Below are 26,480 nucleotides of genomic sequence, written 5' to 3' on the forward strand. Positions count from 1 at the left end.
GAAGCGGCATTGTCGGCGCAACCACAGAAGAAACGACAACACCAGAGACCGCTGTGCACGCTGTCTCTGGTGTCGGTGACGGACCCAGGCCTGCCGCAGGGAGGCTGCGGCAGGCCCGTGTGCGCAGGCTTATTTGGCGGCGCGCAGTTTGGCCAGGGTGTCGTACACCTCTTTCACCGTCTCGGCACCCACTTTTTCGCTGTGCTTTTCCACCACAGGTTTGACCTTGGCGCGCAGCTTGTCCAGCTCGGCGGCAGAGAATTCGGTGACCTGCATGCCCGACTTCTTGAGCTGGTCCAGCGCCACGTCTGACTGCACGCGCGAGACACCGCGCTGGAAGGTGGTGGCCTCGGCCATGGCGTCGTTGATCAGCTTTTGCTCTGCGGGCGAGAGGCCATCCCAGAACTTCTTGCTGACGATGACGGCCTGCGGGTTGTACATGTGGCGGGTGATGGCCAGGTGCTTTTGCACCTCGTTGAATTTGGACGACAGGATGGTGGTAACGGGGTTCTCCTGCCCGTCCACGGCCTTTTGCTCCAGCGCGGTGTACAGCTCTGGGAAGGGCATGGGCACGGCGTTCGCGCCCAGGGCGTTGAACATGTCGATGTAGATAGGCGACTGGATCACGCGGACCTTCAGGCCCACCAGGTCTTCAGCCTTGGTGATGGGCTTTTTGCTGTTGGTGACGTTGCGAAAGCCCAGTTCCCAGTAGCCCAGGCCCACCAGATTCTTGGCCTTGAGTTTTTCGAGCAGCTTCTTGCCGAAGGGGCCATCGGTCACGGCATCGGCTTCTTGCGGCGAGGCGAACAAGAAGGGGAAGTCGTAAATGCCGAATTCCTTGGTCTGCGCCGACAGGATGCCCGCGTTGAGCACCGTCATCTCCACCGTGCCCCCTTGCAGCGCCGACACGGTCTGCAAGTCACCGCCCAGCGTACCGCCTGGGAACAGCTTGACCTGGATCTTGCCGCCGCTCTTGGCGGCCACCAGGTCGGCAAACTTTTGCGCGCCCTGGGCTTGGGGGTGGTCCTTCTGGTTCTGGAAGGCGAACTTGATGGTGCGGTCTTGGGCGTGCGCGCCGGAGATCAGCGAGGCGGCCACCAGCGCCGTGGCCAGCAGGGTTTTCAAGAGGGTCATGGGAGGCTCCTTGGTAGTAATGGATGAAGCGAGGCCGAAAACGAAAAGCAGGGCGCTGTGCGAGCGAGCCCGAGGGACTCAGCCCCCCAGCAGGCGCAGCGGCACCATCACGATGGATGGGAAAGCCACCAGCAGGAACATGACAATGAATTGCGCCAGCATGAAGGGCATGACGCCGCGCGTGACGTCCGTCATGGAGATGCGCCCCACGCCCGCCACCACGTTGAGCACCGTGCCCACGGGTGGCGTGATGAGCCCGATGGCGTTGTTGATGATGAACAGCACGCCGAAGTACACCGGGTCGATGCCAGCCGCTTTGACCACGGGCATGAGCACGGGGGTCATGATGAGGATGGTGGGCGTCATGTCCATCGCGGTGCCCACAATCATCACCAGCACCATGATGGCCACCAGCAACAGGGTCTGGTTGCCCATGAAGGGCTCGAGCATGCCAATGATCTTGCTGGGCAAGTCGGCCACCGTGATGAGCCAGGCCGACACCATGGCCGCAGCCACCAGGAACATCACCACAGCGCTGGTGCGTGCGGCGGCTTGAAAGATTTCTGCCAGTTGCCCAAAGCTCAGTTCGCGGTACACCACCATGGCCACGAAGAGGGCGTACACGGCGGCGACCACAGCGGCCTCGGTGGGCGTGAACACGCCCATGCGCAGGCCCACCAGGATGATGATGGGCAGGCCCAGGGCCCACACGGCTTCGCGCAAGGCCTTGAGCAGCTCTGCCCGGCTGGCGCGGGGGGGCGGGGCCACTTTTTCGCGGCGCACCAACCACCACCAGGTGATGGCCAACGCCACGCCCAGCAAAATGCCGGGCACGATGCCTGCCAGGAACAGCTTGCTGATGGACACATTGGCGGCCACACCAAAAATGACGAAGCCGATGGACGGTGGAATGACGGGGGCAATGATGCCTGCCGATGCGATCAGCCCCGCAGAGCGCGCCTTGTCGTGCCCAGCTGCCACCATCATGGGCAACAGCAGCGAAGCCAGCGCAGCAGCGTCGGCCACGGCAGAGCCTGACACCGCCGCCAGAATCACCGCCGCCATGATGGCCACGTAGCCCAGGCCACCGGGCACATGGCCCACCACGGCCAGCGCCAGCTTGACGATGCGCTTGGACAGGCCGCCCACGTTCATGATCTCGCCCGCCAACATGAAGAAGGGCACCGCCAGCAGCGGGAACGAGTCCGCACCGTTGATGACGTTTTGCGCCAGGATCTGGGCGTCAAACAAATCCAGGTGCCACATCAGCGCGATGCCGCTGATGAGGAGTGAGTAGGCGATGGGAATGCCGATCGCCATGGCGATGAGCAAGGAGCCGAGGAAGATAGCAACGGTCATGGCGCGGCGGTGGGTGAGAGTGGGATAGGGATCAACGGGCGAGCCAGCAGGCAGGGGCCGTCAGGGCTTGTTCGCTGGGGTCGAATCGTCTTTGGCCACGACGGGGCCGTGCGAGAAATGCGGGGCCACATCGCCCAAGTTGCGCTGTTCCAGCGCCGCCACTTCCTCGCTCTCTTGCACCATGACCAACTCTTGGTCTGAGGTGCTGGCAAACAGGGTGCGCAGCAAGTCGCGCAGCAGGATGGCCATGGAGGACACGCCCAGCATCACGCCGCTGGCGTAGAAGATGCCCACCGACGCGCCCGTGACGGGGGCCTCGGTGTCCCAATTGATTTCGGCCTGCACCCAGCTGCCTTTGAGCAGCAACCAAGACACATACAGCATGGACACTTGGGCCAGCACCAGGCAGATCTTCTTGCCCGTGCGGGGCAGGCGCGACACCAGGGCATCGGTGCCCAGGTGCCCGTGTTCGCGCAGGGCCACCACAGCGCCCATGAAGGTCAGCCACACGAAGAGCCAGCGCGAGACTTCTTCGGACATGGTGAGCCCCGAGTTGAAGGCGTAACGCAACACCACGTTGCCGAAGACGAGCACCACCATGACGGCGAGGAACAAGCCCCCGAGCATGTCCAGCGCCCGGGTGTAGCCGCGCAACACGCGGTCAGCAAATTCGAACATCCTTGTCTCCAGTCAAAACGTTATCGCTTGTCTGGATAATTTTGTACGAACTGGTTAGTTTTAATCATCGGTGCAAACCCTTGGGGCCTAGGAGGCTGTCGGGCTTGGAGAGTCGAAAGCGAAAATCGGCCCCAGCGAGGACAGTTTTTGCCGGATTTGCAGCCCCATAGCCCGGCTATGGGGCAAAAAGACGGTAAAAAATGGACCGCTGCGGCCGATTTGCAGCCGACGATTTCCAAGTCCGACAGCCTCCTCGTGGCGTGCGCAGGGCCAGGGTGTAGCGGAACCGAAGGAGCAGAGAAGGGACGGGCCGTGAACGCAACGGCCCCCGCAAGGGTCAGCAGCGCACGAAGCGCACGACCATGTCGATGATGGAGTCGCGTCGCTGGGCCAGGGCGCTGGGCTCGTCCAGCGAGCGCTTGAAGATGGCGCTGAAGGTGTGGCGGTTGGCCACGTTGAAGAAGCACAAGGCCGAGATGGACATGTGCAGATCAATCGGGTCCATGTGGGGACGAAACACCCCGGCGGCCACACCGCGCTCGTACACCGCCTGCACGGCATTGATGGCGGGCACGTTCAGCTCCTGGATGGTGGCGGAGCGGCGAATGAATTCGCCCCGGTGCATGTTCTCGTTCATCACCAGACGGATGAACTCGGGGTTGCCCAATTGGTAGTCGAATGTGAAGCCCACCAGGGCCCGCAGCGCGGCTTCGGGCTCCATGTCTTCCAGGCGCAGGCTGGTCTCAATCTGGCGGATGCGGCGATAGGCCTCTTCCAGCACCGCAAGGTACAAGCCTTCTTTGCTACCAAAATAGTAGTAAATCATGCGCTTGCTGGTATGGGTCAGCTCAGCGATCTCGTCGATGCGCGCTCCGGCCAGCCCCTTGTCGGCAAACTCGGAGGTGGCCACCTCCAGGATGTTGGCCATCGTGCGGTCTGGGTCGTTGACACGTCCGCGCTCTGCGGCCGAGGCGGCCGTGGCTCCGCGCGCAGCCCTGCGTCGGGGGGCCGGCGCAGACGTGGGCTCGTCGGCAGGGGAGGTTCTAACCAGTTCGTTCATAGCAGATATAGCATACGGCAATATCTGCCAGCCGCCCCTCCTTGGATACCCGGGGGATCAGCCCCTGCACAGCGGCGGGTGCGCCGTGCTGCGGGCCTTTGCCCCAGCCGTCTCAGACGGCAGGCTTGGTGTCCGCAAAACTGGGGCGCTGCATCAGCTTGTCCAGCAGCTTGCCCAGGTTGGGGTACTCGCCGCGCCAAGCCAGCTCTGGGTAGCGGAACTCCAGCCAGCCCAGGGCGCAGCCCACAGCGATGTCAGACAGGCTCAAGTGGATACCGCTGCAATACGGCTTGTCGCCCAGGCCCTGGCTCATGGCCTTGAGCGCGGCATTCACCTTGCCCATTTGCCGATCGATCCAGGCCTGGCAGCGTTGGTCATCCGGGCGGTGCACCCAGGTGGATTCCATGCGGGCCAGGATGGCGGCGTCCATGGCGCCGTCGGCCAGGGCTTCCCAGGTCTTGACCTCGGCCCGCTCACGGCCTTGGGCCGGAATGAGCTTGCCCACGGGCGAGAGGGTGTCCAGGTATTCCACGATCACCCGCGAATCAAACACGGCCTCGCCACCTTCCATCACCAGGCACGGCACCTTGCCCAGTGGGTTGGAGGCCGACACCGTGGTGTCGTCCCCCCAGACGTTGTCCTGCAGGAACTGGTAGTCGAGCTTTTTCTCGGCCAACACAATGCGCACTTTGCGCACGTAGGGGCTGGTGGTGGATCCGATCAGTTTCATGGGTAGGCAGGAAGTGAATGCCCGCACGCAAACGGCGCGCACTGGCTGGGGACGCGATTCTATCGGCCCCCGCCCACCCCCACCTGACGGGCATGGCGCAGCTACAACAGTGGGTGTCCTCCCACTGTCCACCGACTGCCCGCCTACAATTGCGCGCCATGAGCCTGTCCACCATCACCGCCCTCTCGCCGCTTGACGGCCGTTACGCCCCCAAACTCGCCGCGCTGCGCCCCATCATGAGCGAGCACGGCTACATGCACCGCCGGGTGCAGGTCGAGGTGGCGTGGTTCATCGCCCTGTCTGATGCAGGTTTTGCAGAATTCAAGCCGCTGACCACCGGAGCGCGCGCTTACTTGCTGGGTCTGATCAAGAACTTCTCCGAGGCTGATTCGGCCGCTATCAAAGAGATCGAAAAGACCACCAACCACGACGTGAAGGCCGTGGAATACTGGATCAAGAGCAAGTTCGAAGCCCGCCCCGAGCTGGAAAAGGCCGCCGAATTCGTGCACTTTGCCTGCACCAGCGAAGACATCAACAACACCAGCCATGCGCTGCAACTGCGCTCGGGCCGCGACCAGGTCGTGCTGCCGGGCCTGGACCGCATCGTGCTCAAGCTGCGCGAAATGGCCCACGCCTTTGCCGACGTGCCCATGCTCAGCCGCACCCACGGCCAAACCGCCAGCCCCACCACCGTGGGCAAGGAAATGGCCAACGTGGTGATGCGCCTGCAAACGGCCTGCGAGAAGATCGCCGCCGTCAAGATCATGGGCAAGATGAACGGCGCCGTGGGCAACTACAACGCCCACCTGTCCGCCTGGCCTGAATTTGACTGGGAAGCCTTCAGCAAGAAGGTCATCGAAACGCCCGAACCCCTGGGCCTGGGCCTGACCTTCCAGCCCTACTCGATCCAGATCGAGCCGCACGACTACATGGCCGAGCTGTTCGACGCCGTAGCCCGCGCCAACACCATCCTGATCGACCTCTCGCGCGACATCTGGGGCTATGTGAGCCTGGGCTACTTCAAGCAGCGCCTCAAAGCCGGCGAGATCGGCTCGTCCACCATGCCGCACAAGGTCAACCCGATTGACTTTGAAAACGCCGAAGGCAACCTGGGCCTGGCCAACGCGCTGCTCAAGCATTTGGCCGAGAAGCTGCCCGTCAGCCGCTGGCAGCGTGACCTGACCGACAGCACCGTGCTGCGCAACATGGGCGTGGCCCTGGGCTACGCCGCGCTGGCCTACACCTCGCTGCTCACCGGCCTGAACAAGCTGGAAATCAACGAAGAAGCCCTGGCTTCCGATCTGGACGCCTCGTGGGAAGTGCTGGCCGAGCCCATCCAGACGGTGATGCGCCGTTTTGGCGTGCAAGGCGCCTACGAAAAGCTCAAGGAAGTGACGCGCGGCAAGACCGTGACGGCCGAGGCCCTGCACGGCCTGATCCAGTCGCTGGAAATCCCCCAGGCCGAAAAAGACCGCCTGCTGGCCATGACACCCGGCAGCTACGTGGGCAAGGCCGCCGAACTGGCCCGCCGCGTTTGACGGCGCATGGCGAGGCTGAGACACGCTGTCGAGACGACTCGCAGTAACAATTTCGACGCACTGCGTCTCATCGCAGCGCTGCTTGTGATATGGGGGCACCAGTTCCCCATTTTGGGTTTGCCCACGCCACTGATCGCACACAACGAACCCGGAGCCTTGGGCGTGGTGATGTTCTTTGCGATCAGCGGGTATCTGGTAACCCATTCATGGCGGGCGGACCCCCATCTGGGCCGTTTTGCGCTTCGACGTGTGCTACGGATCTGGCCTGGCCTCACAGTGGCCGTGCTCCTGTGCGTTTTAGTGCTCGGCCCCCTTGTGACCAAGCTACCGTTGCACGACTACTTCAACAGCTCTGGCACGCTGCTCTACCTTCGCAATCTTTGGCTGAACACACGCTTCGCGCTGCCAGGCGTCTTCGAAGCGCACCCTATCGCCCAATCAGTGAATGGCCCACTGTGGACGATCCCACTGGAAGTGGGGTGTTACGTCGCCCTTGCGCTAGCGGGAACATTGGGTGCAGTGCGCACCCGGTGGGCCGCTACGATGGTTCTCGTGGCGATGATGTCTGCACTGCAGTGGCGCTACAGCATCCCTGCAGGGGCTCCCGTGCCGGAATGGTCTTTTGGACTGCAGTACGGTATGGTGTTCGCGTTGGGCAGCACCTTGGCTGTATGGGCAGATTTTTGGCGTGCACGCACCTTGGCAGCGGCCGTCCTGTGGACGGGTAGTTGTTATGCCATGCACCTCTGGGGCCCTCAACCCTTGGCAGGACAATCTATCATTTTGGGTCTCGGTGGGCTGGCTGTGCTGTTGGGTCAAGCTTCATGGCCCCTGCTGCGCGGTGCAGGCCGGTGGGGCGACGTGTCCTACGGACTCTATATCTATGCATTTCCCATCCAGCAGTTGCTGGTGGCCCTGGGCTCACAGCACTGGGGCTTCAGCCCGGCGCTGGCTGCAACACTTGCAGCCTCGTTCACGCTGGCCGCGCTGTCTTGGCATTACGTAGAAAAGCCTGCGTTGAGCTTCAAACCTCAGAGGCCTATCGCCAACGGTAAATCGAACACAACCCAAGCATCTGTCAGCTAATCTAGCTTGGCGTTTTGTATTTTTGAACTGATCCGAGCGCGTCGCAACGCGTGCACCCCATGGCCATCAAATCCACCATCTTCAAGGCGAACCTGCAAATCGCCGACATCGACCATGGCTACTACGCCGACCATGCCCTCACCCTGGCCCGCCACCCCAGCGAGACCGACGAGCGCATGATGGTGCGGCTGGCGGCCCTGGCCATCCAGGCGCACCAGCTCAACGACCTGTGCAATGGCGACGCCACGCTGGCCTTTGGCGCGGGGTTGTCAGACCCCGATGACCCAGACGCCTCGCTCACCGACTTCACGGGCCGCAAGCGCGTGTGGATCGAGGTGGGCCAGCCCGAGGACAAGCCGCTGACCAAAGCCTGCAGCAAGGCCGACTCGGTGCTTGTTTACTGCTTCAACCATGCGTCAGAAGTGTGGTGGAAGGGCATGGAGTCCAAGCTGTCGCGCCTGAACAAGCTGCAGGTCTGGCGCATCCCCACCGAGGCATCACAAGCCATGGCGGCCATGGCCGAGCGCAGCATGCAACTGCAAGCCACCGTGCAAGAGAGCGCGCTGACCCTGAGCAGCAACCTGGGCAGCGTGCACGTGGAGCCGGTGCGCTGGAAGTGACGCCCATAGGCGACGCAACCCAGCGGCGCATATTCTTGATAAAAACAGGCGCTAGCGCCTGAACATCGAGCGCTAGCAGCTATTTATTTGATAGCAAAAATCAGTCACGCGGCATGAGAGCACCGCATTGCCAGCACTGCTCAAAGCCGCCCTCGACCGTCTCCCCGCAACGGCAGACCCACAGGCGCTGGGGCAGGTTCTGCAGGTCTTGCAGCAACGCCCGGGCGCGGTCAGCGTGTTCGTCGTAGTCCAGCCAAATCTCGGGCAGACACTGGTCGGGCGGCAGGTGCCCGGCGGCAGCCCCCAGGTATTGGCGCTGAACCGAAGCGGTCATGCCTGCTTCACACAGCAAATCTGCCCACACAGTGGCAATCGCGATGTTGGGGGCTTGGGTCAGGCGCAGCATAGACCCACCTTAACCGTTGGAGCATCGCGCGTACAGGCCTGCGGACCCGGACGCCCTCTCAGGCCGAGGGTGTGCGCACAGGTGCATGCGATGTTGGCCCGGTAGAGCGGCCTTCCGCCGCTCGCTCGGCATAGCGGTTGAAGCGCCAAGCCGAGTGCTCCAGCGTGATCCGGCGCCACACCTGGCGCTTGGCACCAGGCGTCATGGCGGGCCAATGCTGCACCTCGTCAAAGGTGCGGCCACAGCCTTTGCACAGATCGTCGCCCTGGCTGGTGGAGCAAATGGCGATGCAGGGCGTGTCGGGGGTGGTGTCGTACCAGCCCATCCAGGCCTGTAGCGCTTCGGGCGGCAAGCGGTCCTCGTCCACCGCATCTTCGTGCCGGTACACCATCAACGCATACACCTCGGCCAGCGCCTGCACCTGCGGCGCCAGCGCCATGCCCGTGCAGGCAGGCGCGCGCTCGCGCCAGTGGTTGATGGCGGCTTCGATGTCGGTGATGTGAATGGCGGTCATGGGCGCAAAAGGCAGCGGAGCGGCTGGGCGGCCGGGCCGCTGCGCGCAGCAGGGGCATGGCAAAACCGGGGCGGGAGGAAAGGGGGCTGGATCATAGCCGCCGCAGGGCACCGCCACCGCTGCAGGGTCTCCCCATGAAAAATCCCCGCCACAGCGCAGGCCGTGGCGGGGATGGCCAGGCCAAAGCCTGGAGGTGCGTCAGTGGTGTCAGGCGGCAGCGACCTGGGAGGTCTTGCGGCTTTGCAGGTATTTGCCTGTGGCCACCACCAGCACGGCACCCAGCGCGGCGGCGGCGTAAAAGCCCACCGAGTGGTGGGGCACGATGGGCTCCAGCATCTTGTCGGAAACGATGGTTTCGCCGCCCACCCAGCCAATCAGGGCCGCGCCCAGGGTCACGATGACGGGGTAACGCGTCATCACCTTGATCATCAGCGTGCTGCCAAAAATCACAATCGGAATGGCGATGGCCAAGCCCAGCACCAGCAAAACCATGTCGCCGTTGGCCGCTGCGGCCACGCCAATCACGTTGTCCAGGCTCATCACCAGGTCAGCCACCAGGATCGTGCGAATGGCAGCCATCAAACCGCTTTGCTTGTTCTCGCCTTCGTCTTCTTCGTCATCGCCGTCATTGAGCAATTGCACGCCAATCCACAGCAGCAAGATGCCCCCCACCAGTTGCAGCCAAGGCAGTGCCATGAGCTTGACGGCCACAATGGTCAACACCACCCGCAGCAGCACCGCCGCCGCAGTGCCCCAGAAGATGGCCAGTTTTTGCTGGCGCGGCTCCAGGCTGCGGGCCGCCAGGGCGATCACCACGGCGTTGTCGCCAGAGAGGATGATGTTGATCCAGATGATCTGGGCCAGCCCGATCCAGAATGCTTGGCTCGAAAGTAATTCCATTGATGTCTCCGTCCTGGGGTAGAGGGCTGCTTGCGCTGGGGAAGCCGCCCACGTTGGGGGGATGCGCAAGTCGCAGCCGTGGGCGAAGAGTTTAGTCAAGCAAACCCCTTCACCCTATGCGTAATTGTTCGTACAGCACACCCCCCGTTTTTCTGGCCATTCCCGCTCGCTGCGAATGGTTTTTTAGAAAAAACCTACGGCGTGATGGAAATTCTTACAATGCCCCACACTCCAAAGGGGAGTAGCTCCCATCGCTTGCAAGGCCTGTGTCGATCAGGTCTTGCAGCAAAGTCAACGGGTCGTCAGTACGGTGGCGCCCACAAGCCACCCGGCCCGTTGTGCACACCCATCCAGTGTGCCGAGCAAGACCTTTGATGGCCCCGTCGCGGGGTGATCAAGGTCGTCCTTCGCCCAAGCGGTTCGTTTGCTGGCAGGCTCCCTGATTTCCTCGAAGCTGGCCAGAGCACTCTGACGGATAGATCCGGCGCCGCAATGGCAACGGAAAACTCCTTTTGACCTAGAACACCGAGGACTTTATGGACTTTTTGGCTTCGCCCGAATTTTGGCTTGCACTGGGCCAGATCATCATCATCGACATCTTGCTCGGCGGCGACAACGCCGTCGTGATCGCCCTGGCCTGCCGCAAGCTGCCACCCGCGCAGCGCACCAAGGGCATCATCTGGGGCACTGCGGGCGCCATCATCTTGCGCGTCATCCTGATCGCCTTTGCTATGACGCTGCTGGCACTGCCTTTCCTCAAGTTCGTCGGCGCACTGCTGCTGGTATGGATTGGCGTGAAGCTGCTGGCCCCGGATGAAGACGGCCATGGCGACGTGCAAGGCAGCGACAAGCTGCTGGCCGCCATCAAGACCATCATCGTGGCCGACTTGGTGATGAGCGTGGACAACGTGATTGCCATCGCTGGCGCCGCACAGAATGCGGGCGAGCACTCCTTCCTGCTGGTGGTGCTGGGCCTGCTGATTTCCATCCCGATCATCGTCTGGGGCAGCCAGTTGGTCATCAAGCTGATGGAGCGCTTCCCCCTCATCATCACGCTGGGCGGCATGCTGCTGGGCTGGATTGCGGGCGGCATGCTGGTCACCGACCCTGTCTTCGCCAACCCTGACAAGTGGCAGTGGATGCTCAAGATGCCCCTGGACACCACGTCCAAAGAGGTCATCGACACCGTGAAGTACGGCGCAAGTGTGGCCGGTGCCCTGATCGTCCTGGCAGTAGGCAAGTTCATCGTGTCTCGCCGCACCACCGGCGGCGACGCAGCCCACGGCTGATCCTCCAAGACACCAGGCGCCGCCATTGCGCCTGGTGGCCACAACAAGCCAGGTCGGGCCACTCCATGCCCCACCTGGCTCGCTTCCAGGGCAGAGCGGCCCAGCACGCTCAGCCACATCCTTGAAACCATCCACCCAGGCGGTCAACGACATGGACAAAATCATTGTGTACGTGGACGACGCTGACCATGCGCAGCAACTGTTGGCCCCGCTGATCGCCCGCACCCCGGTGGCCCAGCAGCACTGGGTACTGGTGGCCTGCGCGCCCCGCATGACACACCGCGTGAGCAAGTGGGTCAGCCACAGCGCCCGCGAGAGTTGGCGCACTAAATGGGCCGACAAGCTGTTTGCGCAGATCATCGCCACCGTGGGCCTGTCTTCCGCACAGGTCACCACGGTGTTGGCCAAAGGCCCTTTGGCCGAACTGACCGAACAACTCCAAGCCGATTTGCAAGCCAACGGAAGCCGCACAGCACCGGTGATGGATGCGCGCAAGCCCAGAAGCACCGAGGCTGCGCCGCAGCCCCTGACGCCCCAGGCCGCCAGCGAGCTGACACCCAGGCCAGTTCCAAGGCCCAGCCACTGGCCCCGCGTGCTGGGCAGCGTGCTCACCGGCTGCGGCACCTTGTGGGCTCTGGCACTGGACTGAGCGCGACCTCGCCCCAAAAATTGCCCCCCAAGCAGGCGCCCATCGCCTTCGCTGCAGGGCCATCTGCCAGCCCCCACAAGCCCCCTGCGGTGCTATTCTGGCGCCATGAAAATCCTTCTGAAATGGCTGCTCAGCGCCGCAGCGCTGCTGTGTGTGGCCTACATCTACAGCGGCGTGCAAGTGCAGAGCTTTGGCTCGGCGCTGATTGCGGCCTTTGTCATTGGCCTGTTCAACGCTGTGCTGCGACCGGTGCTGGTCATCCTGACGCTGCCGGTCACCGTGGTCACCGTCGGCTTGTTCCTGTTTGTCATCAACGCGCTGATGTTCTGGGCCGCCGCCGGGGTGCTCGACGGTTTCCACGTCAACGGCTTCGGCGCAGCGCTGCTCGGGTCGTTGATTTACTCAGCGCTCGGCCTAGTGATCGAATCAGCGCTCGGCGGCCTGTTCACGAAGCAGTAGCTGCATCGCCCGCAGGCGGGTGTCGATGATCGACGCTTCGAAGTGGTCGTCGGCCAAGGTGCTGCGCCGCGCCAGATCCTGGCCCGCCTTGAAACGGTCTACCGCCGCCGCGTAGTCGTAGCGCGACACTTGCGCCTCGGCCTCGGCCCGCACGGCGCGTAAAGGCTGGTTTTGTGCATTCCACACCCCCGCCAAGGCCTGCCAGGCCCCAGCGTCGCGGGGGTGGGTGGCCAGCCAGGTTTGCAGCGGGCTGGTGACCTCCTGCAAACCTGGCTGGCCCGTACGCAAGACGATCTGTGTGCGCAGCAAGATTTCGGGGCGGCGGGTGTCCCCCGCAGGCATGGCGGCCAGGGCGGCAGGGGCATTGCCCGCAGCCAGCTCCAGCTCGGCCACCAACAACTGCGCCACGCGGGCCGCCGCCACATCCCCCTTCACCAGTTGCTGCAATTGCCCTGCCCAACGGCGGGCTGCAGCCCCATCGCGCAACTGGCTGCTGCCCAGGGCAGCGGCATACAAGACACCCGCTTTGCGCGCCAGGGGCAGGGCCGCAAAGCCCGTGCCCTGCGGCTCGGCAATCCACTGGCGCAACACATCCACCCCAGGGTTGGACAGCACCCGCGCCCGCGCAGACACCATGGCGTGCTCCGCCACCAACACCGATGCACGGCCTGCCGTCAGCCCACCCGAGGGCAGACGCGACTGCATGTCGGCCATGCGCTGCGTGGTGAGCGGGTGGCTGCGCAAATAGGGCCAGCTGCCGTTGTCGTTGATGCGGTTGGCCTGCTGCAGTTTTTCAAACATGCCCACAAAACCCTCGGGCGCAAAACCGGCAGGCTCCATCAGGCCCATGCCCACCCGGTCCGCCTCGCGCTCCATATCGCGCGAAAAATTCAACTGGTTCTGCATCGCCACGGCCTGCCCGCCCACCACCAGCGCCTGTGTAGCGCCAGGGTTCTTGCTGGCCGCCAGCGCGCCCAACACCATCGCCCCCAGCAGAAGCGGCGTCTGACGGCTTTGCTGCGTGAGCAGCCGCGAGATGTGCCGCTGCGTGACATGGCTCAGCTCGTGCGCGAGCACCGAGGCCAACTCATCGCGCGTACCCACCACGCCGATCAACCCCAGGTGCAACCCCAGGTAGCCCCCAGGCAACGCAAAGGCATTCACCGTGCGGTCTCGGCCCAGCAGCACCTCCCAGGCAAAACGCTCGTCCAACTCGGCTGACAACTCCCCCCGCGAACGCGCCGCTGCAATCAACGGCTGCCAAATGCCCTGCACATACTCGGCAATCACCGGGTCATCGATGTAATCCGGGTCACGGTACAGCTCGCGGATGATGCGGTCGCCCAGGCGCCGCTCCTCGCTGCTGGTCAAGTCGCTGCCATCCCCCAGCGTGGGCAGCCCGGCCTGGGCCTGCGCCACCGCCGGAGCAAATGCGCTTGTCACTATCAAAAGAGAAGCTGCCAGCGCTTGACACACCTGCGCTAGCGGCCTTTTTTTACCCAAAATCAACACTTGTGGTCTCCCTGGCGCCGTCCATCGGCCACAACGCTCACTTGGCGATGCATGACCGTATGATGCCCCGACATCCCAATTGTTTCGCACACGTTTGCAACCCAACGTGCTTGCCCAGGCCAAGACCATGACCTCCAAAACACCAAACACCCCCGAAACCGCTAACGCCCCCCACCCCACATCCCCCCTCACCCACTTCGACGCCCAAGGCCAGGCCCACATGGTCGACGTAGGCGCCAAAGCCGCCACCCACCGCATCGCAGTAGCCACCGGCCGCATCGAAATGCAGCCAGAGACCCTGGCACTGATTGAATCGGGCACCGCCAAAAAAGGGGATGTTCTGGGCATCGCCCGCATCGCCGGCATCATGGCCGCCAAGAAAACGAGCGACTTGATCCCGCTGTGCCATCCCCTGGCACTAACGCGGGTTGCTATTGAATTTGAAGCTGCTAGCGCTCGCGTGCCGGGCGCTACGGGCATATTTTGCTCAGCTACGGTGGAGACGGTGGGGCAAACCGGCGTGGAGATGGAAGCGCTGACAGCAGTGCAGATTGCCTTGCTGACGATTTATGACATGTGCAAGGCGGTGGATCGGGGGATGGTGATTACGGAGGTGGGGGTGAGGGAGAAGCGGGGGGGGAAGTCGGGCGAATGGCAGTGGTCGAAAAGCGAAATCTGAAATAATCAAACTTCAGCGGCATTCAGAAGGTGCATATCTTGCAGGCAACGTCCCCAGAGTGCGATTGGCCAACCCGCGACCAGTGGCTTGATTTGCGCTGGTACTCGCACATGCCCAATCGATTGCCCCTTGCGCATTGCTTACCGGCACCCCACCAGCAATGTTTGGGGAAAACACCAAGGTTAGGCCATCAAGCCCGTTGGGGATACCGTTGCTCGACGTTGCCGCCACCTCCACAGCAATAGGCCAGGGAGTCTTTGCGCCTGCAACCGATACGTTTTTCACATATTTGGTCGCTTTTTCGTTTAAAGGGAGCGCATTCAACGCAGCAGCGACACTATCCAAGCCATGCGCCCCACTCGACGCAAATCCTTCACTCATTGCGATTTTCACAGGGCCGACAGCAATCAATGCCTCGGCTAGTTTGGCACGCGTTGTGTACTCTTGATAAGCTGGCAACGCCACAGCAGCCAAAATACCAACAATGGCAACAACAATCATTAACTCTATCAACGTAAAACCCGAATGTCTATTCATCATAATTCCCCCAAACTTTAGGAAATTCAGAATCCATCACCTTTTAAAAATCCAATTATTTCTCCGGCTCCGTCAATCACAGCAACCCAGTCCTGCCGCCCTCCGGTAACAGGCACATACCGCAGATTTGCAACATCGTGATTTGATTGAAGCGCTAGTTTTTGCGCAGCAGGCACCTGATCTGAGTATTTACTCAGAAACACATTCAAAGCAGCTGATCTGCCAATCACCTTCTTTGCCGAATCCTTTGAATAAGAAACATAAAACTCAGGCAATTGGGCATAATCTTTTCCACCGGCGGCAGCAGCGAACATCACCTGATTTTTTTCCTCGACACTCTTAGGTGATCGAATAGAAACAAGAATAGGACTGCCGAAAAATCGGGTTCTAAGATCTTGAGGCAGTGCATCCAATGCCTTCGGATCCAAATCTGGAGCAGCAACTACTTTGAAACGGTCTACTTCATGCACTAGGTACAATGGTCTTGCCTCCCACACATTGACAAGCCCATATATCAATGCGCCTGTTTGCAAGCAAAATACAATCGCCAAATCCCGCATCAACTCAGCGCGTGGTTTTTGAGGATTAAACAAAACAAAAGTTAAAACAGGCCCGCATACAACATCAACACTTACTACCAGTAGAAAAAGCTCCCTACCACCTGAAATTTCGCTGTACGGAAATGGATACCAAACATTGAATACCAGCCCCGCAGCGAGCAGCGCCACAACAACGCACCCAAGAAAATGAAGAGCAGCAGCGCGGATCGCAGGGGTCAAACGGCTCAAAAATTTCATATGCTCAATAAATCACGGGCAAAAAAAAAGGCGCCGCAGCGCCCTTTCTTTTCTTGATTACTCAACGGCACTCAGCAGGTGCATATTTTGCCGAGAGCGTACCAGCGACAACACCTGTCAAGCCACGGCTGGTAGCAGTGGCATTAGTGGCTGTAGCACATGCCCAATCGATCGCTCCACTGACCGTAGCAGTTGGAGGAGCTTTTTGGACATTAGGAGTGAAAACGATTGTCTTACCGTCTTCACCAGTTGGAATACCGTTACCAGTAGTAGCCAAGACTTGTACGGTCACATTCCATGGAGTAGCATTATTAACAATGATATCCTTCACAAATTTCGAAGATTTTTCAGCCTGCAGCTTAGTATTGAAAGAATCTGCAGCTGCGGTCAAACCAGCAGTGCTGTCTACCTGGAAAGCCTCGCTCATCAGTCCTTTGACGCTAGACCCAGCGATTACAGCTTCAGACACTTTGCTTCGCACGGTGTAATCTTGATAAGCAGGCAAAGCCACAGCAGCCAGAATACCGATAATGGCCACCACGATCATCAGTTCGATCAGGGTAAAACCTTTTTGCAGGGAACGCTTCATAAATTTCTCCTCGGGGTAAATTGCAAGTGAAACCTGTCGAATGTTCTTCAGGCTGATTCTACAAAAGCAGATAGCGTGCCAGCTTGCATGACTCCCTGCTCCCCAACGATCCTGCATCGAAATCAGCCTCATCTCCCCCTCAAACACTCACTTTTCCCGCATTAGATGCGTCACATTGACATTTTTGTTCTGCCATGAATGTCACGGAACACATACCTCGTTACACATCAAACACCTGCCCGGCCTGCAGCCAATGGATGTCTGCTTTTGCGGTGAGTCCCATCTGGTTGATCTCCTGAAGAATCAAGTCGGTTTCCGAGGGTTTGGTATGGGTGATGTAGATGGGGTAGCTGGCCCCTGCGGCCCCCTGCGCCAGTTCGGCCGCCAATGAGGTGGGCGACAAATGCAGGCTGCGGCGAGCCAGTTCGCTCTCCCGGTTGCTGAAAGCGGTTTCAATGACCAGCATGCCCACGGACAACGATGGCTTTAGCTGGGGAAGTTGCTCAAGCTGACGCCAAAGGCCAGGGTTGCGCTCGGTGTCGCCGCTGAAAGCCCACCAGCCTTTTGAGCCTTGCACGGCGTAGCCCACGGCAGGCACGGTGTGCACGGCGGGCAGCACACTTACCAACGCTCCTTCCACTTGGATCACATCGCCTTCCGCAACAGGGCGATACTGCAAGAACGGAACCTGGGCTGACGGAATGCGGCTGAAGTCTGGCCAGATAACGTTGTTAAAGATATGGGCCTGCAGCGCAGCAATGGTGGCCGCCAAGGCATGCACTTGAACGGGCTGACCGCGCAGAGAAGACACCGCATCTAGCATAAGAGGCAGGGCCGCCACATGGTCAAGATGGGAGTGCGTCAGGAAGACATGGTCGATCTGGCACATTTCGTCCAGGGTCAAATCACCTACCCCAGTGCCTGCATCGATCAGGATGTTGTGATTAACCAGAAAAGAGGTGGTTCGGCAATCGCGGGCAATGGCGCCTGAGCAGCCGAGGACGCGAACTCTCACTGGAACACGCCTGTGACAAAACGGCAAACTGGGCCATCATCACAGCCGGTAAGTACGTGGTCTTGTCGCAAAAAAAGGGGGAGAGAACGGCGAATCATTTGGTATCAAAGTTGGTGGCGTCATCCCAATTAGGCAGGTGAGGCTGCGTTGCCAGCATTTGTAAGCGCTCTGCGTACAACGCATACAGCGTAGATTGAGGATCACCCTGCAGTAGCAAATGCAGCGCAGCAATGCATTTTGCCCAGTCTTGGGCACGATAGTCTGTGAGAAATTGCCGCCAAATCTCTACCAGTCTGATTTGCTCAGGGGCGGCCAGAGCATGCACGGCCACTGGCGTGTAGATCGCGACGGCCTGGGCTTTGCCTTTGACCCGTACCCGGTCAAGTTCTTGCCAAAGAAATTCCGGGGCTTGGGTCTGGGTAAATTCGCTGGCGATAACCGCTACTCCGTAGGTTTTGGAGAGCCCCTCCAGGCGAGAGCCCAGGTTCACTGCATCGCCAATGACGGTGTAGCTGAGCCGAATGTCGGACCCCATATCGCCCACACACATGGTGCCGGTGTTCAAACCAATGCCGACCCCGACCTCGGGCAAGCCTTGGGCGCGGTGCTCTTGGTTGAGCTGCTGCACGGCCTGCGCCATGCCCATTGCTGCCTGCACTGCGCAGGTAGCATGGTCTTGCGAGGGCACGGGGGCTCCCCAAAAGGCCATGACGCAATCGCCCATGTACTTATCGATAGTGCCGCGCTGGCTTTGGATGACCTGGGTGAGGCGCGTGAACACGCCATTGAGCAGCGCCTGCAGTTGCAAGGGCGGCATGCATTCCGACAGGGCCGTGAAGCCGCGCATGTCACAGAACATGACCGTGAGTTCGCGGTTATCCGCCTGCATGCTGTAGTGCTCAGGGTGTTTGAGCATCTCATCGACCAGCTCGGGTGGCACATAGGAGCGAAACCTGGACGCCAGGGCTCGCTTGGAACGGCTTTCAAAAAAGTAACCGTGGGCCATATTCAGCACCGATGCACAGAGGGCCATGGCAACTACGGCCGCCAACGGCATGACCAAGCCATGGACTCGGTACAGCCACAGGTTCAGCCCCAGCAATGCAGCGATCACAGCCAGGCTGAGCACCAAGCCCGCGCCCGCAGGCAGCAGCGACAGCCCCAAGGCCAGCACCAGCCCAGCGCACACCAGCTGCAGCACATCAAAGCCACGGGCGTAGTCTGGTATCGCTATGGCATTGCCATCCATCAATGCGGACAACATGTTGGCATGGGCCTCTACGCCAGGGTAAACCAGACCGACTGGCGTGACGCGAACATCCTGTAACCCTGGGGCAGAGGTTCCGACCAGCACCATTTTGTCGGCCAGAGCGCCTTCTGCAAGACGGCCTTCGATCACATCGCTGGCCGCAATGTATTGGTATGAACCACCATCTGGCCCACCGGGGCCGCGAAAGGGGATCAACATCGAGAGGCGGTCGTCGACTGGCAGGGGCATGCGGCGTGTGCCCTCCACTAGCACCACGCTTTCCAGTGTCTCATGGGTGCCCAGCGATGGCGTGGCTGGAAAGCCGGGCTCTACGCTTGGCATGCCCATCATGGAGCGGAACATCCCCAGGGCCAGAGATTCGTAATACTGCCCCTGGTACTCGGCCAGCAGTGGCAAGCTGCGGATGACGCCATCCGAGTCACTGATGGTATTGAAGAACCCCGCCACTGGGGCTGCCTGACCCAACGCATCCAGGTTGGCACCAAATCCATTCCAAGTCGTGGCGGCCAAAGGCCGTCCGTGCAATTGGGCAGGAGTAACGACCGGGGAAGGCAGCGCACCCTGCGTGTGCCCTTTTCGATCGCTGGTGAAGTAGTAACCCAGGACCGCCGCCTGCCCCTGCAGGCTGCGCGCGAACAAGGCATCGTGATCAAGCGAAGGCGTTAACCTGGCCACCTGCTCGGCAAAGCCCGGGGCTTTTGCCAGCGCGCCACGCTCCAGGGCTTGCAGCGCGGCAAGTCCCGAGCTGTTGTCGCGCTCAGCAAAAATGACATCAAAACCGAGCACGGCCACACGCTGGCGCGCAAACAACTCTTGCGTCAGGATGGTGAGCTTGTCCCGTCCCCAGGGCCAGCGGCCAATGCGCTCGATGCTTTTCTCGTCAATATCCACAATGACGATGCGCTCGTCCAACGTCCTGGGCATGCTCAGGCGCAGGCGGGCATCGTAAAAAATCTGGTCAAGCCGGTCGAGCAACGGCAGGGACAACTTGCCGGACACGTGCAAAAGTGCAAACACCAGCGGAACCAGCGTGAGCAAGATACGGCGCCAGCGACGAAACAGCAGAAGGCTCCGCATGGACCTAGACCTGTTCAGTGGATGAGCGGGGCCATTGCAATTCCAGCAAGGCCCCCAGAACAACCATCAGGATTGTTCGAACTGCATCTCTGTGCCGGCCAATTCCAACTTGTCGCCGCTCTTGAGAGGAACAGGGCTTGCACCGATCGCTACGCCGTTGAGCGTGGGCATGTCAGGGCCTTCCACATGGGCCAGCACAAAACCCTGGATGCGCTTGGTGATGGATGCCACGGCGACCCCTGGCTTACCAATGGTGGTCACCACCTTTTGCAAGGACACCTCGCGTCCAGCAGCCGCTCCGGACAATACCCGGATGACCGCATGCAAAGGCACGGGTTGCGGAGCGGCCACCCCTCCAGGTCGCGCTGCCGCGTTCAGGGCAGGCAGCATCCCAGGCTTGAAAACCATGGTCTTTTCGAAGTTCTCTGCCTCGGCATCCTGGAGGAATCGGATTTTGTACTTGCCCACTTCCACGGTGTCGCCATTGCGCAACTCCTGGCGCTTCACAGCCTTGGCGTTCACGTACGTGCCGTTGGTGCTTCCCAGGTCTTCGATCTCGACCCCATTGGGTGCCATGTGGATGGCTGCATGCTCTCCGCTCACCGCCAGATTGTCGATAACGATGTCGTTATAGGGACGGCGGCCAAGCGTAGTGCGCTCTTTGGTGAGCTGCACTTCTTTGATAACAACGCCGTCGATTGAAACGATCATTCTGGGCATGATGATCTACTCCTGATTTGATGATTTGTTTTGTTGCAACCCGTCATGCGGCACCCAAGAGACGGGACATGAGGCTGCGTTTTTTCCCTCCCGCCGCAGCCTGCACAAGCAATACGCTAACGTTATCACGCCCACCGTGTGCATTGGCTGTATCAATTAGCAACGCCGCTTTTTCTTCCAGAGGTGCGGGGGTGCGCATCAGCTGCGCAAGATCGTCATCGTTGACCATGTCCGTCAAGCCATCTGAACACATCACGAATAGATCGCTGGGTGCCACCTGAAACTCGTTCACTTCCATCTGCACATTGGGCTCAACCCCCAGCGCACGGGTGACCAGATTGCGGCTGGAAGAGGCGGCTGCTTGTTCCCGCGTCAATATGCCTGCATCCACCTGTTCCTGCAACCACGAATGGTCACGCGTGATTTGCTGCAACACTCCGGCGCGCAGGCGGTAGCAACGGGAGTCCCCGATGTGACCCAAAATCAAGCGATCGCCCTGGAACACACCCACGACCAGCGTGGTGCCCATGCCTGCATACTGAGGGTTGGACAGCGACGCGCCCAAAATGGCGTGGTTGGCGTTTTCCACACACAACTCCAACGCCCGGCGCAAATCCGTGGAAGACGGCTCTGGCCCTGCCTGCGCCAGCCAGCGGTTCATTTCTGTGCGGATGAAAGTGATGGCCATACCGCTGGCCACTTCGCCAGCGTTGTATCCGCCCATGCCGTCCGCAAGGATGGCCACCTGGGTATCCCGGTCAACGGTCACTGCGTCTTCATTGTTGGCGCGCACGCGCCCACGGTCGGTTTGGGCGAAAAATTCGTAGGTCATGGATTTTGGGCTGCACGTCATCCCACAGAGGCCACCACAGACCTTTGTTCCGGCGCCCGCTCTGTCGGGTACTCCAGCACTGTTTTCTCCAGATCCACCATGTGTTGCCCTGTCGGGGTGCGGCCCGAATCATAGACCACTGCTGACGCCGGAGATCCGGGAACCTCTGACGCAACAATGCCCATCACATAAGCCAAGTCTTGCGCCAGCTGCTGCCCCGTCTGATACCGCTCAGCGGGCAGCTTGCGCAGGGCCTTGGCTACCAGCCGCGCCACGGCCTCTGGCAAATCGGTACGAAGGGTGCGGATATCTGGCGGGTCCACATGGACGATCTTGCGCATCAGCTCCGGCATGGAGTCGGCACGCAGGGGCAAAGAGCCCGTCAGCAGCTGGAACAACGTGACACCCAGGGCATACAGGTCTGCACGCCCATCGACCTTGGCACCGGACAATTGCTCAGGCGACATGAAACTGGGCGTGCCGAGCACAATGCCCGTGCGGGTCTTGCTTGCATCGGTGATGCGTGCCACCCCAAAGTCCATGACCTTGACCGTATCCGTCGCGGCATCCCACATGATGTTGGCAGGTTTGACATCGCGGTGCACCACGTTGTGCGCATGCGCGTAGTCCAGCGACTGCGCCACGCGGTGTGCAATAGACAAAACCTGGGCCACGGGCAACAGGTAGGCCGGTTGCGTGAATGCACTCAGATCGGTCCCCGCAACAAACTCCATGGCGATGTAGGCCAAACTTTGCTCTTCGCCGCTGCCATAGATGGCGACGATATGGGGATGCTGCAGCCGACTGGCGGCCTCAGCCTCTTTGAAAAAACGCTCACGCGCGTCCACCAGTGCCGCCCCATCAAACTCTTGCTGCAATGCCAGCGTCTTGATGGCCACAATCTGCCCGGAACGCAGATCACGGCCTTGGTAGACCACCCCCATGGCACCCTTGCCCAGCTCATGTTTGAGATCGTAGTGCGCGAGCGGCCCCGGCACTTTACGGCGCGGAAAGGTCTCTTGCACTGACGCTGGCAATGACGAAGCGCCCGTCACCGAAATGCCACTGGCCACCGAGTCCGCAGCCATGCCCGCCTGCGCCAGCAAGTGCGCTTTGGCCCGGCGGTAGCATGCACGGGCGTCCTTGTATTCCATGTCCCGGCGCAGCAGGTGCTTGAAGACTTTTTTGGCATGCGCATAGTCCTTCTTGCGCTCAAAGTCCTTGCCCAGGTGGTACAGGTTGTCTTTCAAAGCATCGCTGGTGGGCAGCGGACGAAACCGCGCAAACGCTTCCAACAAATCCCCACGCCCATGCAGCGCCAGCCCCATCATGCGCTCGGCATCCGCAGACTCTTGCGGAGAAGCGGCAGAAGCACGCTGAGGCACCCTTGCCAACATCGCGCACAGAAGCCCTCCCAACAGCGCCACCCCAGCGGCAGGGAGCAGCGGCACCACGTGCAAAGTCTGCTGTAGCAGCAGCCACTGCGCCGCCAAGAGCAGCACGGCTGCACCAGCCCCCCAAGCCGCAGCCTTGCCTACCCGAGGCATGACCACTACCAGCAAAGCCATGGCCAGCGCTGCAGCCCAGCCCACTGGGTGTCCCCAACCCGGCTTGGTCACTGCGCGCGCCAAGCGCAGCCCCACAAAAGATTGCGCAACCACATCCGACACATGCAGCGTGGCCCCTCCAGGCACAGGCCAGGAAGCAGCCTGCGGCCCAGCCGTCACGCCCACCACCACCGTCTTGTCACGCAGTGCTGAAACGGGCACCTTCTGGGACAACACATCTGCAGCCACCCAACGCGGCACCGAAGCACCAAACACCGGGCGCAAGGCTGCCGAAGCATCCACCCCCACCGACAAGCCCCCCCACAGCAAACTATGGGCCTGGGCATTCCAACGCACATCGGCAGAGCTCAGATACAGCGCACGCAGCACCGCCAGCATGGCCAGTGAAGGAACCCCAGCCTTGTCATGGCTGAGCAGCAGCGGAACACGGCGAAGCACCCCGTCGCTGTCAGCAGCCCATTGCAGATGACCTACCCCTGCCGCACCTGCTGCCAAGCCCGCCAGTTGCACGGGCACAGCGTCTGGGCCCAGACCGGCAAGCTCAGGCACGACACTGCGGTAAAAGGACGGTGGCAATGGCGCGGGCGCGCCGGTGTAAGCAAAGCCAGCGGGCCACAGCACATTGCCAGCCAGCGCCACACTGCGTGCCAAGGCTTCTTGGGCACCCGGCGCAGCAGTTTGAGCCAACGGGGCGGTGTAGACGATGGTTTTAGCGCCGCCCAGGGCCAATCGGTCAATCAAGGCCGCATGCGTCTCATCAGACCAGCCGCCTCGCACAGCGGCCAGGCTGCGCGCATCAATATCAACCAGAAGCACATCGGCAGGAGCCACTACCGTGGTCTGGGCCAAGGCAGAGTCGTACACCATCCGCTGCAACGCCGACAGTGCGCCCACCAGCCACAAAGCGCCCACCAGTACGAGAGCGATCGCCGCACAGATCCACCCGTCCAATCGCCCTGTTTTTGGCTTGCGCTCCGATGTGTGTCTGGCCACTTGCAATCAATGTGTAAATCTGTGAATGTTTGTAAAAAAGCAAATTTCACGCCCGCCCAAACCGGACTTCCAAACCCTGCCGAAACGGGCTTATCGCACGTATTCGGCGGCCGAATAAGGCGGCGTTGCCGCTCTTTGTCGGACACACCACGGTCAGCGACAAAATTGTCAACACCACCCCATCTCTGCGTTCCACAGACAAACCGCGCAGAAATCACCAAAACAAAAAAAACACCCGCCACCAAATCGGTAGCGGGTGCTTTCAGCACCTGCGCAAGGCCGCCAGAGGCAGACCTCGCTGGGCTCTGATTACTTCAGTTGGGCCTTGAGCAGCTTGCCCAGTTCCGAAGGATTGCGGGTGATGATGAAGCCCGACTCTTCCATGATGGCCAGCTTGGCATCGGCCGTATCGGCGCCGCCAGAGATCAGCGCGCCGGCGTGGCCCATGCGCTTGCCGGGAGGGGCTGTGACGCCAGCGATGAAGCCGACGATCGGCTTCTTCATGTTGGCCTTGCACCATTGGGCGGCTTCGGCTTCGTCCGGACCACCGATTTCACCAATCATGATGACGGCGTCGGTGTCTGGATCGTCGTTGAAAGCCTTCATCACGTCGATGTGCTTGAGGCCGTTGATAGGGTCGCCACCAATGCCAACAGCGCTGGACTGGCCCAGGCCGACTTCCGTCAGCATGGCCACGGCTTCGTACGTCAGCGTGCCCGAACGGGACACCACGCCGATACGGCCCTTGCGGTGGATGTGACCGGGCATGATGCCGATCTTGATTTCGTCAGGCGTGATCAGGCCGGGGCAGTTGGGGCCCAGCAGCAGGGTCTTCTTGCCGCCAGCAGCTTCCTTGGCCTTCATCTTGTTGCGCACTTCCAGCATGTCGCGCACTGGGATGCCTTCGGTGATGCAGATGGCCAAGTCCAGGTCGGCTTCCACAGCTTCCCAGATCGCGGCGGCAGCGCCTGCTGGAGGCACGTAGATCACCGACACGGTGGCGCCGGTCTGGTGAGCAGCTTCCTTGACGGATGCGTAAATTGGGATATTGAAGATGGACTCGCCAGCCTTCTTGGGGTTCACGCCGGCGACGAAGGCGTTCTTGCCGTTCGCGTATTCCTGGCACTTTTCAGTGTGGAACTGGCCCGTCTTGCCCGTGATGCCCTGGGTGATGACCTTGGTGTCTTTGTTGATGTAGATCGACATGTGTGTTCTCCGGGCTTACTTGACGGCAGCAACGATCTTGGTCGCAGCTTCGGCCATGGTGTCTGCAGCGATGATGGGCAGGCCGGACTCGGCCAGCATCTTCTTGCCCAGCTCTTCGTTCGTGCCCTTCATGCGCACGACCAGCGGCACGTTCAGGTTCACGGCCTTGCAGGCAGTGATCACGCCGGTGGCGATGGTGTCGCACTTCATGATGCCACCGAAGATGTTGACCAGAATGCCTTCGACCTTGGGGTTCTTCAGCATGATCTTGAAGGCTTCGGTGACCTTCTCGGGGGTGGCACCGCCGCCCACATCCAAGAAGTTGGCTGGCTCGCCGCCGAACAGCTTGATGGTGTCCATGGTGGCCATGGCGAGACCTGCGCCGTTCACCAGGCAACCGATGTTGCCATCGAGGCTGATGTAGGCCAGGTCGAACTTGGAGGCTTCCACTTCGGCTGGATCTTCTTCGTCCAGATCGCGGAAGGCCACGATTTCGGGGTGACGGAACAGGGCATTGGCGTCAAAGTTGAACTTCGCGTCCAGGGCCATCAGGTTGCCCTTGGAGTCGCAGTTCAGGGGGTTGATTTCCACCAGCGACGCGTCGGTTTCCATGTAGCACTTGTAGATCTTGGCGAAGATGTCTACGGCTTGGTCGATGGAAGCGCCGGTCAGGCCGATGGCAGCTGCCACTTTCTTGCTTTGCTCGGTGGTGATGCCAGCGATGGGGTCGATCATCTCGGTGATGATCTTCTCGGGGGTGGAGTGGGCCACTTCCTCGATGTCCATGCCGCCTTCGCTCGAAGCGATCAGGGCCACCTTCTGCGTGGCGCGGTCGGTGACCAGCGACACATACAGTTCGTTCTTGATGTCGGCGCCATCTTCGATGTACAGGCGGCGGACCTTCTGGCCTTCGGGGCCGGTCTGGTGGGTCTTGAGCTGCATGCCCAGGATCTCGCCAGAGATGCGCTTGACGTCGTCAATGGTCTTGGCAACCTTCACGCCGCCACCCTTGCCACGGCCACCAGCGTGGATCTGGGCCTTGACCACCCACACGGGGCCGCCGAGTTTTTGAGCAGCTTCCACGGCTTCTTGCACCGTGAATGCAGGGATGCCGCGCGGAACGGGCACACCAAAATTGCGCAAGATTTCCTTGCCTTGGTATTCGTGAATCTTCATGAGGTCTCTCTCAGGGAAGGGTGGTAATTACCCGTTTGCCATGAACAGATTGTCTGGCCGCGGGCTTGGGACATGGCAACCCGCGAC

The 26,480-nt window shown here is 60.9% G+C and carries 26 protein-coding genes; 7 read left to right on the forward strand and 19 right to left on the reverse strand.

What is annotated here, in order from left to right; all coding sequences use genetic code 11:
• Positions 1 to 129: 129 nt before the first annotated feature.
• The 5 genes from CLU86_RS17315 to CLU86_RS17335 form a co-directional block, all read right to left on the reverse strand.
• On the reverse strand, positions 130 to 1,134 hold the full coding sequence (locus tag CLU86_RS17315; protein ID WP_099742477.1) for a TRAP transporter substrate-binding protein: 1,005 nt from the start codon (positions 1,132 to 1,134) through the stop codon (positions 130 to 132).
• A 78-nt stretch (positions 1,135 to 1,212) separates the two neighbouring features.
• On the reverse strand, positions 1,213 to 2,493 hold the full coding sequence (locus CLU86_RS17320; protein ID WP_099742478.1) for a TRAP transporter large permease: 1,281 nt from the start codon (positions 2,491 to 2,493) through the stop codon (positions 1,213 to 1,215).
• 60 nt (positions 2,494 to 2,553) lie between these two features.
• Positions 2,554 to 3,171, reverse strand: a complete 618-nt coding sequence (locus tag CLU86_RS17325) for a TRAP transporter small permease (protein WP_099742479.1) — start codon at positions 3,169 to 3,171, stop codon at positions 2,554 to 2,556.
• 337 nt (positions 3,172 to 3,508) lie between these two features.
• Positions 3,509 to 4,231, reverse strand: a complete 723-nt coding sequence (locus CLU86_RS17330) for a TetR/AcrR family transcriptional regulator (RefSeq protein WP_099742480.1) — start codon at positions 4,229 to 4,231, stop codon at positions 3,509 to 3,511.
• Between the two features lie 112 nt (positions 4,232 to 4,343).
• Positions 4,344 to 4,961 (reverse strand): glutathione S-transferase N-terminal domain-containing protein, encoded by a 618-nt coding sequence (locus CLU86_RS17335; RefSeq protein ID WP_099742481.1) that lies wholly within the window; start codon positions 4,959 to 4,961, stop codon positions 4,344 to 4,346.
• Between the two features lie 158 nt (positions 4,962 to 5,119).
• Between CLU86_RS17335 and purB the strand changes: the two genes are divergently transcribed.
• From purB to CLU86_RS17350, 3 genes are read left to right on the forward strand one after another with little or no spacing between them, the layout of a single operon-like run.
• Positions 5,120 to 6,499, forward strand: a complete 1,380-nt coding sequence (gene purB, locus CLU86_RS17340; protein WP_099742482.1) for an adenylosuccinate lyase — start codon at positions 5,120 to 5,122, stop codon at positions 6,497 to 6,499.
• A gap of 6 nt (positions 6,500 to 6,505) precedes the next feature.
• Positions 6,506 to 7,585: an acyltransferase gene (locus tag CLU86_RS17345; protein ID WP_099742483.1), complete on the forward strand. Its 1,080-nt coding sequence runs from the start codon at positions 6,506 to 6,508 to the stop codon at positions 7,583 to 7,585.
• Positions 7,586 to 7,644: 59 nt separating this feature from the next.
• Positions 7,645 to 8,205 (forward strand): YaeQ family protein, encoded by a 561-nt coding sequence (locus CLU86_RS17350; protein WP_099742484.1) that lies wholly within the window; start codon positions 7,645 to 7,647, stop codon positions 8,203 to 8,205.
• Between the two features lie 100 nt (positions 8,206 to 8,305).
• Here the strand turns inward: CLU86_RS17350 and CLU86_RS17355 are convergent, their stop codons facing one another.
• The 3 genes from CLU86_RS17355 to CLU86_RS17365 form a co-directional block, all read right to left on the reverse strand.
• Entirely contained in the window at positions 8,306 to 8,611 is a 306-nt protein-coding gene (locus CLU86_RS17355) for a hypothetical protein (RefSeq protein WP_099742485.1), read from the reverse strand.
• Positions 8,612 to 8,669: 58 nt separating this feature from the next.
• Positions 8,670 to 9,125 carry a DUF3717 domain-containing protein gene (locus CLU86_RS17360; RefSeq protein WP_099742486.1) on the reverse strand — a complete coding sequence of 152 codons (456 nt, stop codon included), beginning with the start codon at positions 9,123 to 9,125 and terminating at the stop codon, positions 8,670 to 8,672.
• 207 nt (positions 9,126 to 9,332) lie between these two features.
• Positions 9,333 to 10,025 carry a TerC family protein gene (locus CLU86_RS17365; RefSeq protein ID WP_099742487.1) on the reverse strand — a complete coding sequence of 231 codons (693 nt, stop codon included), beginning with the start codon at positions 10,023 to 10,025 and terminating at the stop codon, positions 9,333 to 9,335.
• Positions 10,026 to 10,561: 536 nt separating this feature from the next.
• Here CLU86_RS17365 and CLU86_RS17370 point away from each other — a divergent pair.
• The 3 genes from CLU86_RS17370 (at position 10,562) to CLU86_RS17380 (ending at position 12,422) form a co-directional block, all read left to right on the forward strand.
• Positions 10,562 to 11,314 (forward strand): TerC family protein, encoded by a 753-nt coding sequence (locus CLU86_RS17370; RefSeq protein ID WP_099742488.1) that lies wholly within the window; start codon positions 10,562 to 10,564, stop codon positions 11,312 to 11,314.
• 151 nt (positions 11,315 to 11,465) lie between these two features.
• Positions 11,466 to 11,963, forward strand: coding sequence for a hypothetical protein (locus CLU86_RS17375; protein ID WP_099743664.1), 498 nt, complete (start codon positions 11,466 to 11,468; stop codon positions 11,961 to 11,963).
• Between the two features lie 105 nt (positions 11,964 to 12,068).
• Entirely contained in the window at positions 12,069 to 12,422 is a 354-nt protein-coding gene (locus CLU86_RS17380; protein WP_099657204.1) for a phage holin family protein, read from the forward strand.
• Here CLU86_RS17380 and CLU86_RS17385 read toward each other — a convergent pair.
• Complete coding sequence (locus CLU86_RS17385; RefSeq protein WP_369803829.1) at positions 12,390 to 13,898, reverse strand: M48 family metalloprotease; 1,509 nt, start codon at positions 13,896 to 13,898, stop codon at positions 12,390 to 12,392. The two genes, CLU86_RS17380 and CLU86_RS17385, sit on opposite strands and share 33 nt — an antisense overlap.
• Positions 13,899 to 14,061: 163 nt before the next feature.
• Here CLU86_RS17385 and moaC point away from each other — a divergent pair, with 163 nt between their 5' ends.
• Positions 14,062 to 14,613 carry a cyclic pyranopterin monophosphate synthase MoaC gene (gene moaC / locus CLU86_RS17390; protein ID WP_099742490.1) on the forward strand — a complete coding sequence of 184 codons (552 nt, stop codon included), beginning with the start codon at positions 14,062 to 14,064 and terminating at the stop codon, positions 14,611 to 14,613.
• A 12-nt stretch (positions 14,614 to 14,625) separates the two neighbouring features.
• Here the strand turns inward: moaC and CLU86_RS17395 are convergent, their stop codons facing one another.
• From CLU86_RS17395 to sucC, 10 genes are all read right to left on the reverse strand, one after another.
• Positions 14,626 to 15,150 carry a pilin gene (locus CLU86_RS17395; RefSeq protein WP_199175142.1) on the reverse strand — a complete coding sequence of 175 codons (525 nt, stop codon included), beginning with the start codon at positions 15,148 to 15,150 and terminating at the stop codon, positions 14,626 to 14,628.
• Between the two features lie 26 nt (positions 15,151 to 15,176).
• Positions 15,177 to 15,947, reverse strand: a complete 771-nt coding sequence (gene tfpZ / locus CLU86_RS17400) for a TfpX/TfpZ family type IV pilin accessory protein (RefSeq protein ID WP_099742492.1) — start codon at positions 15,945 to 15,947, stop codon at positions 15,177 to 15,179.
• A gap of 61 nt (positions 15,948 to 16,008) precedes the next feature.
• Entirely contained in the window at positions 16,009 to 16,536 is a 528-nt protein-coding gene (locus tag CLU86_RS17405; protein ID WP_099743665.1) for a pilin, read from the reverse strand.
• A gap of 220 nt (positions 16,537 to 16,756) precedes the next feature.
• Complete coding sequence (locus CLU86_RS17410; protein WP_099742493.1) at positions 16,757 to 17,551, reverse strand: MBL fold metallo-hydrolase; 795 nt, start codon at positions 17,549 to 17,551, stop codon at positions 16,757 to 16,759.
• Positions 17,552 to 17,645: 94 nt separating this feature from the next.
• Positions 17,646 to 19,898 (reverse strand): CHASE2 domain-containing protein, encoded by a 2,253-nt coding sequence (locus CLU86_RS17415; protein WP_099742494.1) that lies wholly within the window; start codon positions 19,896 to 19,898, stop codon positions 17,646 to 17,648.
• Between the two features lie 66 nt (positions 19,899 to 19,964).
• Positions 19,965 to 20,618: an FHA domain-containing protein gene (locus CLU86_RS17420; RefSeq protein ID WP_099742495.1), complete on the reverse strand. Its 654-nt coding sequence runs from the start codon at positions 20,616 to 20,618 to the stop codon at positions 19,965 to 19,967.
• Between the two features lie 43 nt (positions 20,619 to 20,661).
• A complete protein-coding gene (locus CLU86_RS17425) occupies positions 20,662 to 21,450 on the reverse strand; it encodes a Stp1/IreP family PP2C-type Ser/Thr phosphatase (RefSeq protein WP_099657211.1) in 789 nt (262 codons plus the stop codon).
• Positions 21,451 to 21,467: 17 nt separating this feature from the next.
• On the reverse strand, positions 21,468 to 23,969 hold the full coding sequence (locus CLU86_RS17430) for a CHASE2 domain-containing serine/threonine-protein kinase (protein ID WP_233195073.1): 2,502 nt from the start codon (positions 23,967 to 23,969) through the stop codon (positions 21,468 to 21,470).
• 351 nt (positions 23,970 to 24,320) lie between these two features.
• On the reverse strand, positions 24,321 to 25,217 hold the full coding sequence (gene sucD / locus CLU86_RS17435) for a succinate--CoA ligase subunit alpha (RefSeq protein ID WP_099657212.1): 897 nt from the start codon (positions 25,215 to 25,217) through the stop codon (positions 24,321 to 24,323).
• Positions 25,218 to 25,232: 15 nt separating this feature from the next.
• Positions 25,233 to 26,393 carry an ADP-forming succinate--CoA ligase subunit beta gene (gene sucC, locus CLU86_RS17440; RefSeq protein ID WP_099742496.1) on the reverse strand — a complete coding sequence of 387 codons (1,161 nt, stop codon included), beginning with the start codon at positions 26,391 to 26,393 and terminating at the stop codon, positions 25,233 to 25,235.
• Positions 26,394 to 26,480: the final 87 nt, after the last annotated feature.

This window comes from Acidovorax sp. 62 (assembly GCF_002754495.1).
GTDB lineage: Bacteria > Pseudomonadota > Gammaproteobacteria > Burkholderiales > Burkholderiaceae_C > Acidovorax.